Here is a 14,882-nt window from a genome sequence, read left to right on the forward strand (position 1 = left end):
GGTGGAGGCGTGCTCGCTGACGAGGCGGGAGAACTGCTTGGGCATGCTCTCGCGCGAGGCCGGCCACAGGCGCGTGCCTGAGCCGCCGCACAGGATCACGGGGAGGATCGGAGCGCTCTGATCGAGGTCCATCACGTCCTTTCCCTCAACCGGAAACCGTCACCGCGCCGATGCCATGGCATCGAGACTGCCAGGACGAGACTGTCGCACAATGCGCCGGTCAAGGCGGCAGGCCTCCACCCTCGACCGAACACCCTCCCCGAATACCCGCTGCATTGCACACAGTCGAGCCGGCCAAGGCTCTCGAGTGAAGTCACCCGCCTGAGGCGGCGACCATGAATGGCAACGGGAATCGTGTTCGCGAGCGCGATCGGGCGCGTCGCACCACACGTCGGTAACAGATAAAGACCTCCCGCAGCTTACGCAAATGAAGTCCTCCATATTAGCCTTTCGTACGGAATCGAACATTGGTAATGAACAATAAAAATGCAATTTGCCAAAGGATTGTTCGTTATTGGTCATCTTTGGTACTTGAATGGTGCATTGCGACATGGAACGATGCCGGAAGTTAAGTGAGTGTTAACCAATAGGGTTCCTAGACCTGGGAGCGCTGCATGCTGGTGCCATCCAGAGTTGCGTCCGATGCCGAGTTGGACCGCAGCGACGTATCGCAGCACATGCCCGGTTCCGTCCGCTGCTGCGACAGTCGCTCGAAGAGGACGTTCGATATCATTGTTGCCGTGGCGGCATTGATTGTCTTACTGCCACTGTTTTTCTCGATCGCCATCCTGATCCGTTTCAGTGACGGGGGCTCCCCTTTTTACCGCCACCCGCGCTTGGGGCGCTCGAACACGCGCTTCGATTGCTTGAAGTTCCGAACCATGCATGTCGACAGTCAGGCGATACTGACGCGCTACCTGAGCGATAACCCGGCAGCCATGGATGAGTGGCGGCGGTCCCATAAGCTCAAGGACGACCCGCGTGTGACGTCCATCGGCTATCTTCTCCGGAAGACGAGCCTCGACGAACTCCCGCAGTTGATCAACGTCATCTCGGGGGAGATGAGCATCGTGGGACCACGTCCGATCGTCTCCAGCGAGATCGAGAAATATGGTCACGATGCAACGATCTACTTTTCCGTGCGACCGGGACTCACCGGTGCTTGGCAAGTGAGCGGACGCTCGGACACGACCTACGCCGAACGCGTCCGTCTGGATCGGGCCTATGTCGAAACATGGTCGCTCGCCAAGGACATGATCATCGTCGCGCGCACGATCCCAGCCGTGTTCTTCGCCAGAGGATCATACTGACGGAACCGCAGAACGCGATCTGAGCTGCCGGCGGCCGATCGAATATACCGAAGTCTTCGCGTTTCTACCGAGAGGTCGGATCATGGGCGCGTCTCCCAAGCGCGGGGAGGTTTGCCGGGTTGCGCCGCAAGCGCGACAGCTGATCCGAAACGAGGAACGATCACGCATGGCTACCGCGGCCAAGATGTGGTGGCGACCGAATGGGATCTCAGATGACTGCCGCTGACATCTTTCGAAGTGTATGGAGACACAAGCTTCTGTTCATCGTCGTCTTCTACGCCGTCGTCGTTGCGGGCGTCGCGGTCCAGAAGTTCGGAACGCGGATCTATGAAGCAGACCTCCTCATCTTCGTCGATCAGAGTCGATCCCTGAAGCAGCAGGCGGGCGATAGCTTCAGTGCGGGTACGCAGCAGGAGCGCTATCTGAAGTCGCAGGCCAAGATCGCGCAGAGCGACATCGTGCTCGTGAATGCACTCAAGCGCATGAAGACGCGTGAGACCGGGGATCCCAACCCTGCCATCCCGACGGGCGGCGAGGTGGTGGAGGCATCCAGCCTTTTCGACCAGATCACGAGCCTCTTCCAGCGCGCACCCCGCATCCATGCGAGCGACGAGAATCCTCTGGCGGTTCAGGCAAACCTGCGCGTTGATGCGGAAGCCAACACCGACTTGCTCAGGATATCCTATCGCAATCGCGACCCGGTTCGAGCGGCCGACATGGCCAATCAGATCGCGGGCAGCTTCATCGACCTTCACACAAAGCTCTCGAGCAATCCTCTCGCCTCCCAGTTTTTCCGTGAACAGGAGGACGAGTATCGCAAAAAGCTTGGCGCTGCGAATAAAAGCCTTGAAGAATTTTCCATCAACAACGGCGCCTATTCGATTGAAGCGCAGCGCAAGTTGTATCTGACGAGGCGTGACAAGATCATTACCGAGCTGTCCAACACGCGAAATCTGATTGGAAAAAATACCGGCGAGCTTCAATCGCTTCGCACGCAGCTTGCGAGCCTGAAAGCCAAAATCACGCTTCCGAGCGAGATTTTCGGCGATAACAACTTTAGCGGTCCTGCGGCCGCACCATCGGCCAGTTTCGGAGCCGATCCTCCTCTCCTCCATGTCAGGCTATATCAGGAGAGTGCGGTTCGGATCATCAATATCAATGCCGAACTCGCCGGTCTCAGACTCAAGGAGTCGAATCAGAAGCGCGACCTGGATCAGGTGAACCTCGAACTCCAGCAACTCGCCGGCAAGGCCGCCGAATTCGCTCGCTTGGAGCGAGAGGTCGAGCAGGATGAGGCGAACATCCTGCTCTATACGCGCAAGGGCGCTGAGGCGCAGATCGAGAATGCGTGGCGCTCGAACGAACGACTCTCGACGATGCAGATCGTGCACAGCGCCTCGCCGCCGATTCGACCGATCTTCCCGCGTGCCAGCATCGTCATGCCCCTCGCGGTTCTGGTCGGTCTGATGCTCGGATGCGCGTGCGCGATCCTGGCGGACCTGCTCCGGACCGGCGATCGCGCATCGGTGAAGGGTTTTGCGCCTCGGGAGGCGGTCCGGCGAGATGCCGGCTTCGGAGCCCGTTTCGGCCTTCCGGTCGAGGAGGTTGTCGGGCGGTAGCGGAAAGATGGACGGCGATCTTGCCGACTAGGGCTCAGGCCCTTCGAGCCGGCCGGAGACGGCATGTATCACGCTGAATGACGGCTCCCTGCAATTTCCGAGGTGTCGCACGATGGAAGAGTTGCTTTGCAGGCTGCCGCCGACCTCAATTGTCATCCCGACATTGAACGAGGCGGAGCACATTCGCGAAACGATCGAGCGGATTGCTCAGAATGCGCCCGAGAATATTCTTGACATCCTGATCGTGGACGGCGGCAGCACCGACGGAACCCGTGCCGTTGTCTTCGAGATGATGAAGGCAGACTGCCGGATCCGTCTCCTCGACAATCCTCGGCGCATCCAGTCGGCGGGCATCAACGCCGCTGTTCGGGCGGCGGACCCCAATTCCGAGATCATCGTGCGGGTCGATGCGCATGCGCGGTACCGGCCGTCCTTCGTGGTGGATGTCGTGCGGGAGATGGTGCGGACGGGCGCCGACAGCGTCGTCGTGCGGCTGACCACGGCAGGGCATACCTGCTTCCAGAAGGCGATTGCTTCCGTCTCGAATGGCGTCATCGGGACCGGGGGCGCCCGTCATCGCATGGATGGCGGCTCCGGTTACGTCGATCACGGGCACCACGCCGGATTTCGCCGCACGGTCTTCGTGGACCTTGGCGGATACGACGAGCGCTTTGCGGCCAACGAGGACGCCGAGTTCGATTTTCGTCTGAGATCCGCTTCCGGAAAGATCTGGCTGGCATCCGATTTGGAAGTGACCTACTTCCCGAGGCGGAGTGCCGTCTCTCTGGCGCGGCAATACTTTCGCTACGGCTGGGGTAGGGGCCAGAACTTCCAGAAGCATCGGGCCGGACTGAAACTGCGCCAAATCATCCCGGTTGGTCTGGTCGCGTATGTGGGGCTGCTGCCCCTTGCGACGCTCCTCGCGCCTCCCGCGGTCGCGGCCCTCCTGCTTGTGCCGCTCGGTCTGTACCTTGCGCTCGTGACGGCGGCGGCGGCGATCGCTTTCCGTCGGGAGAGATCCCGTTGCAGCATCGGCGCAACGGTCGCTCTTCCGGTCATGCATCTCACGTGGGGTGCTGGATTCCTGGCAAGGATTTTTCTGGCGCCGCTTGAGGGGAGTGTCTCGGGAAACCCTGTTTCGGGGGCGGAGAGGAGAGTGCGATGATCACTCTCGTCGTACCGACCCGGAACCGAGCTCACACTCTGCGGCGTGTGGCCCCCTCCTACTTCGAGCAGGATCTCGTCACCGAAATCATCTTCGTGAACGACGCGGGCAACGACCAGACGACCGAGGTCGTGCACGGGATATCCGCGCTTTCCCCACACATTGCTCTGGTCGTCATCGAGAATGCCGAGCGGCAAGGCGCTTCACGGTCCCGCAACATCGGTGTCGACCGGGCTTCCAACGAGTATATCCTGTTCGTCGACGACGATGAGTACCTCGAGGCCGGTTACGCCCGCGTGTGCCTCGCGAAGCTTCGCGCCGATCCAAGCCTCGGAGCCGTCTCCGGCCGCCGCGTCTACATGATGGACAGTGAGACGCCCGGTGAAGCCCTGGCTCGGTTCGGAACCGGACTGCGCGGAGGTCCGACGTTCCGGCCGATCCTGTGTGAATATGTCAACGGCGCACGCTTCGAGGGCGATATCCAGCAACCGATCACCAATGCCGTCATCCTGACGAGCCGGGATCTGTTGCTCAAGCATCCCTTCGACGGATTTTACGCGCGCGGGAACGGCTATCGCGAGGAGACGGACTTTCAGATGCAGATCTTCACCCTCGGGTATCGGATCGGGGTGACGAACGACGTGCATAGCATCCATCTGCCGGCCAGTCAGACGAGGCAGGGCGGGCAGCGCGTCAGGAAATGGGACAGGATTTACTGGTCGATTTACTACACAAAGTACTTCTACGATAAGTTCTTCACCGCCTATGCGCGGCAGATCAACCTGCGCTGCCCGAAGAACGTTTCGCTGGCTCTGTTCTCGTGCTTCGTTGTGTATCGGGAACTCCTCCGTCCATCCCTCCATGCGTGGGCCATGACCGTTCTGGCACGGCAGCGCATCATCAGCCGACCGAGGCAGATATGAGGGATGCAGGAACCGCCTCCGCGACCGGTCCCGATTGGCCGATAGCCGTGCCGCTTCGCGAACTTCGGCGCACTCCTGCGGTGTCCGGGGGCCTGATCCGATGACCGGCGAGGCTCTTCCGCGCCTGGCAGGTCCGGCGCTCAACGCCGGAAACCGGAACTCCGGCTATCGCCTGTGTCTCGCCATCATCCTGGCGATCACCTTGCTTCAGAAGATCGCCCTTCCGGGAACGGCGAACGCCCTCTCGGTCACGACGGCGCTCGTGCCAAGTCTTGTCCTGCTCTGCTGGCTGTGCGGCCGGCTCCGACTCGACAGCCACGCATTTGTTCTCTTCGCAATCTTCGTCCTGGCTGCTGCGGCATCATTCGTTCTGAACGCGGGTGCCGAGAAGGTCTCCCCGGCCTCACTCGCGCTCGTTTGCGCCGTTCAAAGCATCCTGATCTTCAGGCCTGTGACGCAGGGCGGTTGCCGAAGTGGGTTATCCCTGTTCCGCGACGTGATGGCCCTCTTCAGCGTCGTAGGCATAGCACAATTCGTTCTCCAAAGGATCGTCGGAACAAAGCTCGCATTCTGTGTCGATTTCTATTTTCCGGCGGGAATGTTGTTGGATAAATACAACAACATCGTTCCGATATATTATGGATCGGAGATCCTCAGAAGCAACGGGGTGTTCTTTGCGGAGCCGGCGTTCTTCAGCCAATTCGTCGGGCTTGCTACCATCTGCGAGCTGCTGACGTTGCGGCGTCCGGTCCGGCTTGGCATCTATGCGGCGGCGCTCCTCTGCAGCTATTCCGGCACCGGATTGATCACGCTCGCCTTGTTCGGCTGCGTCTGGACGGTCGCTCGAGGTCAGTTCGTCTACGTCCTCGGCGCGCTCGGAGCGATCGGCGTCGTCCTGCTCTTCGGCACTGCCCTGGAGATCGACGCGCTGACGAGCCGGATGGGCGAGTTCACGACACCGAACTCGAGCGGACATGCGCGCTTCGTGTCGGCGTTCACGCTGCTCGACCGGGTGACCTTCTCCGATCTCGCGGCCACTCTGATCGGCAAGGGACCCGGGACGATCACCACATACTATGAACGCATGCCGTTCCTGATGTTCGATCCCACCTGGGCTAAGCTGCTGTTCGAGTACGGGCTGATAGGGTTCATCAGCTATTTCGGCTTTCTATACGTCACCCTCAAACAGGCGAACCGCTCGTTCCTTCTGCCATTGCTGGTCACGTATCTTTTTCTGGGCGGGTATTTGACAGACGTGACGGTCATCAGCCTGATCTTGGTTCTGGGGATCTACAATCAAGACAATCGATCCATTCGCTTTCCCGGTTTGGAGATGCCGATCCTATCGGTCGAAAGCAGGCGCCCAAAGCCTGCCTGATCACGCCTGCGAGCAGGCTCGGGACGTTCGCGAGAATGCCCCGATCGGACCTGCCATCCGAAACACCGCGCCGCGCCGGCAGAGGTTTGTCGATCATGTCCCTGCGCCTGAAGGCAGCACGATCACTGGTCTGGACCGCCTTGGAAAGCGGAGGTCTCTCCGTCCTTTCCTTCGTCACGCTCGTCGTGGTGGCGCGGCTTGTCACGCCAGCCGAACTCGGTGTCTTCACGGTCGCGCTCGGAATCATACAGATCCTGACGCTGCCCGTGGAGATGCTCTTTCACGACGCACTCGTTCAGCGGCCCGATACGGGGGACGAACATTACGATTCCGCTTTCACCGCCTCACTGATCCTCTCGCTGTTGCTCAGCGGCGGCTGCGTTCTGTCCTCGGACGCGATCTCGTGGCTGTTCAGCGAGCCGGATGCTGGCCGCGTTCTCTCCGTGATGAGCCTGAGTCTCATTGCGTCGGCCCTCGGCGGAACTCTGATGGCGCGCCAGCGCCGCGAATTCGCGTTCCGCGTCCTCGCCCTACGCTCCCTGGTCGGACGTCTCATCGGCGCCGGTATCGGGATCATCGCGGCGCTCCGTGGGGGAGGGATCTGGAGCCTCGTCGCCCAGCAAATCGCGATGGCGGCCTTCGCGAGCGGGTTGCTCTGGTACTTCGCACCCCATCGGCCGCGCCTGCGCATCGTGCCCCGGCGTCTGGTCGAGATGATGCGGTTCGGAAGCGCGAGCCTGACCAACACTGCGCTCCAGATGACGGAAGTCCGCATCTTCATGCTGATGGTGGCGGCCGGGCTCGGTCCGACGGCCGCCGGCTACATCAACCTGGCCTTCCGCATCGTCGACATGCCCCGCGATGTACTGGCGGGCGCCGCCAGCCAGCTGGCGCTACCCTTGTTCCGAGGCATCGCTCAGGATCGCGACGCATTGAACGGCGCCTATGCAGAAGCCGTAAGCTTCACATGCATGCTGAGTTTTCCGATCTTTCTCGGGCTCGCTGCTTGCTCACCGGAGGTGGTCGAACTCGTCTTCGGCGTCCAATGGGTGCCAGCCGTTCCCTACGTGACGGTGTTCGCCCTCCTGACGATCTTCTACTTCCCGAAACTCTATGGCGGCGAACTCATCAGCGCACTCGGATCGCCGCAGAAATTCACGCCTGTCTTGATCGTGTCCGTAGCGACGATCGTGATCGGAATGTTGAGCATTGGAACCTGGGCGCTGTGGCTCGCCGTGGCGGTCTGGGTCCTTCGTCTCGCGACGAGCGTACCGGTGCAAATCGCCTTGATACGCAGATGCACGGGCCTGCCCGTTCGGGAGCAGCTTCGTGGGATCGGCGCACCGCTTACCGCAGCCCTTCTCATGATGGCTCTGGTTCGCGGCCTCGGGTGGGGGCCATTTGCCGATTGGACGATTGCGCATCGGCTCGCCGCCATGGTTCTGTGCGGCGCCCTGCTGTACACGGCCGCGCTGTTCGCGCTGGATCACCGAGCGTTGCGACGCCTCATCGCGTTCGCCCATCTCGGCCGCGGGAGGATCGCACCGGCACCTTCCCAAGGCGTCGCATGACCCGGAGAGTGCAAGGGCGTGGCCCCACAGGGGCCGGACGGAACGCGGCCCGAAAGTCCGTCTCTGCCTCTGTCACTCCCTCGTCGGGTTTGGCGAAGGAACGAGGTTTCGGTGACGTGACGATGAAGGGGACTTCCAATCACCTGTTGGGCATCGCTGAGGACGCGCCTGCCCGCGATTCGCTCAGGTCGAATTCATGAAGATCGCCCTGCTCGATCCGTCGCTGTTCACCTGGCCCTACGACAAAGCCCTCGTCGAAGGATTGCAGCAGAACGGCCATGAGGTGGTCCTCTACACCAAGCATCTCGCTCCTGCCGAACCGGGAGCAGGCCACGATTACGTGCGGGAGCTGTTCTATCCCGGTCTCCAATCGGCGGTCGCGAGACGGCTTCCGAGCACGCTGTTCCTCCTGGCAAAAGGTCTCGCCCACATAGGCGGTCTGATGTCCTTGTGGCTCAAGCTGCGCCGAGAGAAACCAAACGCCATCCATTTTCAATGGACTCCGTTGCCGGTCGTCGATCGGTGGTTCGTGCCATTGTTTCGCACGATCGCTCCCGTCATCTTGACTGTGCATGACTCGTCTCCCTTCAACAACAACCCAAAATCACGTCTGCAAGCCTTCGGCTCGATAAGCATCATGAGGAGGTTCGATCACCTCATCGTCCATACGGACGCTGCCAGGCGTACGCTGATCAGGTATGGGTTGGCGGCTGACCGGATCTCGCGGATTGATCACGGAGTGCTTGGTCAATGCGTGCCGACGGGCCTCGTTCCTCTGCAAGAAAAGAAGGCTGATGATGCTGTCGTCGTACTGCTCTTCGGGCAGATAAAGCCGTACAAGGGCGTGGACGTGCTGATCCGCGCGCTTCAATATCTGCCGGATGATGTGAGGTCCATCATACGCGTCCATATCGTGGGCAGACCACAGATGGACGTGGACCCTCTGATGGCCCTTGCTCGAACGAGCGGCGTCGAAGATCTCATTAAATGGGACCTCCGTTTCGTGGGCGAGGAAGAGATCCCCGGCATTCTGGCGGCGTCCGACATCACCGCGATGCCCTATCGCGAGATCGACGCGTCAGGTGTCTTGATGATGGCGCTCTCGACTGGCCGGCCGATCGTCGCATCCAATATCGGGTTGTTCGCAGAGATGCTCGTCGATGGGGAGCACGGATTTTTGGTCCCGCAGGAAGACGCTCCGGCGTTGGGCCATGCTTTGACGAGGCTCGTTCGGTCTCCGGCAACGCGCACGGCGATGGCGAACAACCTGCGCGCCCTCTCAGCGTCGATACCGGATTGGCGTGACATCGCGGAGGCGACATCCGATGTCTACCTCAGGATTAGGCCGTGATAAAGGTGCGAGAAGTCCAAGAGCTGGACTGTGACGGCATGGCTTCCCGCTTACTCGCTCCGTGAAAGTATCGGTCTGCCCTAGAGAAGCTGGGTCATGAGGATCCTGTTATCCGTGCACGCGCCTCTCAGCCGAAATGCAGGCGCCGCAGGGGCCGTGCTGCGTATGGCAGACGAGTATCGACACGCAGGCCACGATGTCGAAATTCTGTCCTTCGATGATCTACCTTCTTGGATCCCGAAGTCGATCAGGCAGATCATCTATCCTCTGTATTTCGCGAGCCGCGTGAGACGATGTGGCAACAGCTTCGACGTGGTTGATGCATCAACCGGCGACGGATGGTTGGCCTATAATCTGTCCTCCCTCCGCACGACGTTGCGCGTCACGCATAGTCATGGTCTTGAGCCCCTCGCCTCAAAGGTGGAGATCCAGGATGCTGATGCCCACGGGCGCAAAGTTTCCCTCAAGAAAAAACTCTGGCGTCATGGTCTGCAATTGAAGCTTGTCGAGATGTCGCTTCGCTCCTCGGATTGCGTCATTGCGCTGAATGATGATGAGGTCGGCTACATCGTGGCCAATGCCGGCCTCGGTCGCTGCGACATCCTTCGGGGGAAGTGGGGGGTGGATGTTGAGCGGGCATCACCGCCAGTGGCTCACCATCGTTCGTCACGCATCGGAATCGTTCAGATTGGCGATTATTCCTGGCGCAAGGGCGCGCATCACACGGCGAAGGCGATGAGCGAGGTCCTGAACCGTTGTCCCGATGTCAGTCTGTTGCTGATCGGAACTCAGGTCGAGGCGGACCTGATCCTGAAGGATTATCCGCCGCATCTTCATCCGCGGATCACGATCGTGCCCAGCTTCGACCGCTCGCAATTGTCGGAATTGCTTGCCAGCAAGAGAATTGCGCTGTTTCCGTCGATGTTCGAGGGCTGGTCGTTATCGAGATTTGAGGCGATGGCGCATGGCGTGGTGCCGATCGTCAGTAGCAACGCGGGTTGCTCTGTGGATCTGAGTGATGGATTCGACTGTATCGTTGTCGATCTTGACGACGAACTTGAATATCAGTCGGCAATATTGCAGCTTGTAACGGACACCGCAAAACTCGATCGTATGAAAAATGCGGCTCTTGAGACAGCCAGATCCATGACATGGCGGCGCGCGGCGCAAGATCGTCTGTCGTTCTATGCTCAACGGCGCGATCATAAATCTAAAAGCGCTCAGAAGGGCGTCTAGGCCTCTCCATAATAATCCTGGATTCCGATGATTTGCTGACACAATCGGGTGTGCAGCTTGGTCGCGAATGTAGGCCGGTTGAATGCCCTCCCATGGGGACGTCGCTGGTCATCGTGGTCCCGATATCTTTTGCGGGGCGAGCGAGCTATTGGAGCGAGTCAACCGGATCGCAGGCTCAAGGCTTCGAGGCGTGACTGGCGTCGACAAATGGCCGCCCTCCACGTCGGGACCGGGTGATCTGATAAAAATCTTGCAACGGGAATAAAAAGAAATCCTCCGCAATAATGCTGCTGGTGCAATCTCAGCAATGCAGCGCCGAAAAGGATATCTTGTTGTCTGTTTAATGAACTCTCAATCTATCGCATCTCAGAGTTGTGGGCTGTTCATGACTCGGGTTGCCAAGATGACTGCCGTCGGGATTTTTGAAGGGAACGATCCGTCCGACGTCGAGAGGTTCGAGGCTTGGTTCGGCGGGAAGCCCGACTTCATACGCGCTCACGGTGGGCGGGCCGACTGGTCTGACTACGTCAACAGTCTCTCATGGCTTGCGGGCCAGTTCTCGAACCTCAAGCTTCCCTTATACTGGAACGTTCCGATGTTTGCCAACGGCGGCACATTGGAGGAAGCGGCCTCGGGTGCTTACGATACCTATTATGTGCAGGCTGCGCAAAGGCTGCTCGCAGCCAGTCCGACGAATGAGGTCATCTATGTTCGCGTCGGAGAGGAGTTCAACAGCGGCTGGATGCCGTGGGCAGCAGAAGGTCATGAGCAGAGCTTCATTGGGGCCTTTCGGAGCTTTGTCGAAAGCTTCCGATCGGTGTCGAGCTTATTCCGGTTCGAATGGAACGTGAATATTGGCGGGACTATCGACCCGGCGAAGGCCTATCCGGGAGACGCGTACGTCGATGTTGTCGGGATGGACTTCTACTACAACGTCACCTGGGATCCGAAGGATCCGGTGCAAGCATGGAACTACATGGTCCAGCGGCCCTACGGTCTGCAGTGGCTCGAATCCTTCGCGGCGTCTCATGGAAAGCCGACCGCCTACTCGGAGTGGGGCATCAACTCGGACGCTGCGGCCTACATCGAGAAAGCCGCCGAATGGTTCCAGAGACACGATGTGCTCTACCAGAGCTACTGGGACTCGAATAGCGATTTCGCTGGGCGGCTCAGTGAGGACCAGTATTCCGCCGCCGCGGCCGCGTACAAGGCCGCCTTCGCGCCGAGCGGGATTTGGACGGGGACGCCTGCACCCGGGGCCCCCGTGGTTGCCCCGTCCACCGACCAGGAGAGGCAACTCCATTTCGGCACGATCAGTCACGATGTTCACGAGATCGGCGGAACGGTGTACGCCCTCTACGAGGGATTGCTCGGACGCGTCCCGGACGCGCTCGGCGCGGCGGATTGGGCGATGGCGCTCAGCCGGGGCGCCACGGTGCACGAGGTCGTACAGGAATTTCTCAGCGCTCCGGAGGCGCAATCCCAGCTCGGTTCTCCTGACAGTGCCGGGTTCGTCGCCCAACTCTACGACACTGTGCTCGGTCGAGAGGGAGATGCTGCCGGCCTGCAATCCTGGATCGCGGCACTGGGCCGGGGGATGGGCCGTGCCGACGTGGCGAGCGCCTTTGTCTTCTCGGAGGAACATGTCGGGCACCTGAAGCCGGCGCTCGACGCCGGCGTCTTCGTGGCGGATGCGGCTACGGCGGATGTCGCCCGTCTCTATTACGCCCTGCTGGACCGTGCGCCCGACACGGGCGGACTGAAGCAATGGGCTGGCTCGGCGCAGGGCGGCATGTCACTCTCGGCCATGGCGCAGGAATTTCTCGCCTCGGGCGAGTATGCCGCCCGGCATCCGGGCCCTCTGACGGATGCACAATACGTCGACATGCTGTACCAGCAGGCGCTCGGCCGTGCACCGGATCCGGGCGGCGCCCAAAGCTGGCTCACCGCCCTGGCTCACGGTGCGACGCGGGCGGATCTGGCGGTGGGTATCGCCGAGAGCGCCGAGGCACAGGTTCATCTGGTCCCGGTGATCGAGAGCGGCTGGCACCTCGTCTGATCCGGCTGCGCCGGCGGTCGCAGCGGGCCTGCCGCGACGGTGTGCTGGCTTTCGAACCGGCGCCCGGATTGGAGGGCTGGTCCGTCCTGTGCATCCTCCGAGCGGCCGAACCTCACACAGGAGGATCGATGGTCAAGCTCGGGATCCACAGTAGCAACGATCCTGCGGCGATCCGGGCCTTCGAAGCTTGGCTCGGGCGGCCGGTGGATCTGATCTCGCAACATACCGGCGAGGCATCGCTGAAGGATTTCGCAGGATCCCCGGGTTGGTTCGCCAACACGGTCGTCAACGCCGTCGACAGGCCTGCCGTCTGGTCCGTTCCCCTGCTGTGGTCGGGGGCGAGGCTCTCAGAGGCGGCGGCTGGAACCTATGACGACATCTATCGTGGCGTGGTGACCACGATTCTGGCGGCGCGGCCGCGCGACGCCGCGGTCTATTTCCGCACCGGCTGGGAGTTCAACGGCGATTGGATGAAATGGGCCGCCCAGGGGCAGGAAGAGGTCTTCGCGAACGCGTTCCGACGATTCTCGACCGTGCTTCGAACCTGCTCCGAGCGCGCCCGCATCATCTGGTGCCCCAACCTGGGCCAGCGTGACCCGGTGCCGTCCTTTCCGGGCTCGGAGCATGTCGATGCGATCGGCATGGACTTCTACCATCAACCGCACGATCCCCAGGGACCGCTGGCGGCTTGGCACTCCACCCGCACGCGCGACTTCGGTCTCGACTGGCTGACCGATTTTGCCTCGCGCCACCGCAAGCCGATCTGCATTCCGGAATGGGGTGTGCGAACGGACGGCATGATGCTCTACGTCGAGGAAATGGCACGGTGGTGCAGTGTCAACGGAGTTCTGTTCCAGAGTTATTGGGACAGCGATGCGGATTATCCGGGTAAGCTCAGCGGAGGTCGCTACCGCGGAACCGGCGAAGCCTTCCGGCTGGCTTTCGGTGAGAGAGCCTGACCGACGTCGCATTCAAACATCCGCGGGCCAATGCCCTTCTGCGTGAGCGAACGTCGTACAGCCCCGATGTCTCCTTGGATCAGAGATGACGCCGGCACCGCGGTGGCAGCAGACATCGTCTGCAGGAGCGTCATCACCCGTCCGGAACGGCTTCGCCTTATGCTGCGATCAGCATTGTAATTCGGATCGAGAAATCCGCATTTGGCCAGCCCCTTATAGTGAGGTTCATTTCGTTAAAAAACCCGCGCATTACTATCGGCTGCAATAATCCATGATGTTTCGAACCGGACCTAAGGTATAAACCTTCACGCCAGCCTGTTTGAGGACCAATGCCATCGACAGGGGATGAATGCTCGGTCGTTGCTGGAGCGCCGCCCTGACCAAGTCAGCGTGGGGAAGAAGGGAAAGCCGGCGCCCTCGACGCGCCCTGCTTGTGGGATGCTTTGCTTCAGCCCTGTGGCAGCTTGAGCTCTTTCCGAGTTGATTTTGGAGAAACTCGGATTGCCTTCCGGCGTGATGACTTGCTATTTCTGCAGGAGCTGGATCAAGCACCGAACTGTAAAATGCCGCTAAATCTTCCCGATCAAGGCCAGAAATCACTTCGATATCATCGGCATAGAGGCTGTAGGATCCGCGATCATTCTGTCGGATGCGGCTTGTTTCGACGTATGAGAAATTCATGACTGCCTCATGATAATTTTTTAGTCAAATTGGAAAGCAAATGAACAGTTGTCAATCAATCTACAGATTTATGTCGCTAAACGTACGCAGTGATGCTTTTGTGAAATCTGACATTGAGTTCAATCGGCGTCAGCATGGGAAAGTGAAATTTGGTTCTCAATTCCGGGCGTTAAGGAGTTTGTCGCCGGTGATCTCCCTCCTCGGCTGAGCGAGCCGGTCGCGATCGTGTACGGTGCAGCCGGGCTGCAGACACGAATTTGTGAAAGCGCAGGTGCCCGCCGGGCGGTGAAAGCCGCTCCCTCTGCCCGACCCGCTGACGAGTCGGGATCTCATTTCGCGGCGCCGTCAAGGTCAGAAGGGATCTGTTGCTCCTCGTCATGTGCGATCGGAACATCTCGGCCTTCTGCATTCGCGCTGGGCTGACACAGGATTCTCGCCGGCAACGCCGCAGGCAAGCTCGGGTCCGGGACTCATGCGGTGATGCTGGGCGATCGTCTGCTGACGGGTGGTCTGAGGGGCTGAGCCCGGCCCCATGCAGGTCGAGGGGCTCGCCAACTTCAATCGCGATCTCGCGCCGCCTCACATCGCAGTCGGGACGGTTCGCAGCCATCGGCAGATTGTTTGCCGACG

12 protein-coding genes are annotated in these 14,882 nt (G+C 60.4%); 10 read left to right on the top strand and 2 right to left on the bottom strand.

Features of this window, described 5'->3' with window-relative positions:
- On the bottom strand, positions 1 to 132 hold a 132-nt coding region (locus J2X36_RS16490), incomplete at its 3' end, for a sugar phosphate nucleotidyltransferase (protein WP_310351877.1).
- Positions 133 to 614: 482 nt separating this feature from the next.
- Between J2X36_RS16490 and J2X36_RS16495 the strand changes: the two genes are divergently transcribed.
- The 10 genes from J2X36_RS16495 to J2X36_RS16540 all read left to right on the top strand — a co-directional run bounded on the left by J2X36_RS16495 (position 615) and on the right by J2X36_RS16540 (position 13,571).
- On the top strand, positions 615 to 1,310 hold the full coding sequence (locus J2X36_RS16495) for a sugar transferase (RefSeq protein ID WP_310351641.1): 696 nt from the start codon (positions 615 to 617) through the stop codon (positions 1,308 to 1,310).
- A gap of 212 nt (positions 1,311 to 1,522) precedes the next feature.
- Positions 1,523 to 2,929: a Wzz/FepE/Etk N-terminal domain-containing protein gene (locus tag J2X36_RS16500; RefSeq protein WP_310351642.1), complete on the top strand. Its 1,407-nt coding sequence runs from the start codon at positions 1,523 to 1,525 to the stop codon at positions 2,927 to 2,929.
- Positions 2,930 to 3,041: 112 nt separating this feature from the next.
- Complete coding sequence (locus tag J2X36_RS16505; RefSeq protein ID WP_310351645.1) at positions 3,042 to 4,094, top strand: glycosyltransferase family 2 protein; 1,053 nt, start codon at positions 3,042 to 3,044, stop codon at positions 4,092 to 4,094.
- A complete protein-coding gene (locus tag J2X36_RS16510) occupies positions 4,091 to 5,017 on the top strand; it encodes a glycosyltransferase family 2 protein (RefSeq protein WP_310351647.1) in 927 nt (308 codons plus the stop codon). Before J2X36_RS16505 ends, J2X36_RS16510 begins: the two co-directional genes overlap by 4 nt.
- A gap of 100 nt (positions 5,018 to 5,117) precedes the next feature.
- On the top strand, positions 5,118 to 6,395 hold the full coding sequence (locus tag J2X36_RS16515; protein ID WP_310351648.1) for a hypothetical protein: 1,278 nt from the start codon (positions 5,118 to 5,120) through the stop codon (positions 6,393 to 6,395).
- A gap of 95 nt (positions 6,396 to 6,490) precedes the next feature.
- Positions 6,491 to 7,966 carry an oligosaccharide flippase family protein gene (locus J2X36_RS16520; RefSeq protein ID WP_310351651.1) on the top strand — a complete coding sequence of 492 codons (1,476 nt, stop codon included), beginning with the start codon at positions 6,491 to 6,493 and terminating at the stop codon, positions 7,964 to 7,966.
- A gap of 196 nt (positions 7,967 to 8,162) precedes the next feature.
- Complete coding sequence (locus J2X36_RS16525; protein WP_310351654.1) at positions 8,163 to 9,317, top strand: glycosyltransferase family 4 protein; 1,155 nt, start codon at positions 8,163 to 8,165, stop codon at positions 9,315 to 9,317.
- Between the two features lie 114 nt (positions 9,318 to 9,431).
- Positions 9,432 to 10,553: a glycosyltransferase family 4 protein gene (locus J2X36_RS16530; protein WP_310351655.1), complete on the top strand. Its 1,122-nt coding sequence runs from the start codon at positions 9,432 to 9,434 to the stop codon at positions 10,551 to 10,553.
- Between the two features lie 403 nt (positions 10,554 to 10,956).
- Entirely contained in the window at positions 10,957 to 12,612 is a 1,656-nt protein-coding gene (locus tag J2X36_RS16535) for a DUF4214 domain-containing protein (RefSeq protein WP_310351657.1), read from the top strand.
- Positions 12,613 to 12,740: 128 nt separating this feature from the next.
- On the top strand, positions 12,741 to 13,571 hold the full coding sequence (locus tag J2X36_RS16540) for a glycosyl hydrolase (protein ID WP_310351658.1): 831 nt from the start codon (positions 12,741 to 12,743) through the stop codon (positions 13,569 to 13,571).
- Between the two features lie 252 nt (positions 13,572 to 13,823).
- On the opposite strand, the gene J2X36_RS16545 is transcribed toward J2X36_RS16540, so the two are convergent.
- Positions 13,824 to 14,252 carry a hypothetical protein gene (locus J2X36_RS16545; protein WP_310351661.1) on the bottom strand — a complete coding sequence of 143 codons (429 nt, stop codon included), beginning with the start codon at positions 14,250 to 14,252 and terminating at the stop codon, positions 13,824 to 13,826.
- Positions 14,253 to 14,882: the final 630 nt, after the last annotated feature.

Origin of the sequence: Methylobacterium sp. BE186, from assembly GCF_031457035.1 — a bacterium.
Lineage (GTDB): Bacteria > Pseudomonadota > Alphaproteobacteria > Rhizobiales > Beijerinckiaceae > Methylobacterium > Methylobacterium segetis.

Coding starts and splice junctions, on each gene's coding strand:
- J2X36_RS16500 (WP_310351642.1), top strand. CDS start 1,523: ATGACTGCCGCTGACATCTTTCGAAGTGTATGGAGACACAAGCTTCTG.
- J2X36_RS16510 (WP_310351647.1), top strand. CDS start 4,091: ATGATCACTCTCGTCGTACCGACCCGGAACCGAGCTCACACTCTGCGG.
- J2X36_RS16545 (WP_310351661.1), bottom strand. CDS start 14,252: ATGAATTTCTCATACGTCGAAACAAGCCGCATCCGACAGAATGATCGC.
- J2X36_RS16515 (WP_310351648.1), top strand. CDS start 5,118: ATGACCGGCGAGGCTCTTCCGCGCCTGGCAGGTCCGGCGCTCAACGCC.
- J2X36_RS16535 (WP_310351657.1), top strand. CDS start 10,957: ATGACTGCCGTCGGGATTTTTGAAGGGAACGATCCGTCCGACGTCGAG.
- J2X36_RS16495 (WP_310351641.1), top strand. CDS start 615: ATGCTGGTGCCATCCAGAGTTGCGTCCGATGCCGAGTTGGACCGCAGC.
- J2X36_RS16525 (WP_310351654.1), top strand. CDS start 8,163: ATGAAGATCGCCCTGCTCGATCCGTCGCTGTTCACCTGGCCCTACGAC.
- J2X36_RS16540 (WP_310351658.1), top strand. CDS start 12,741: ATGGTCAAGCTCGGGATCCACAGTAGCAACGATCCTGCGGCGATCCGG.
- J2X36_RS16505 (WP_310351645.1), top strand. CDS start 3,042: ATGGAAGAGTTGCTTTGCAGGCTGCCGCCGACCTCAATTGTCATCCCG.
- J2X36_RS16520 (WP_310351651.1), top strand. CDS start 6,491: ATGTCCCTGCGCCTGAAGGCAGCACGATCACTGGTCTGGACCGCCTTG.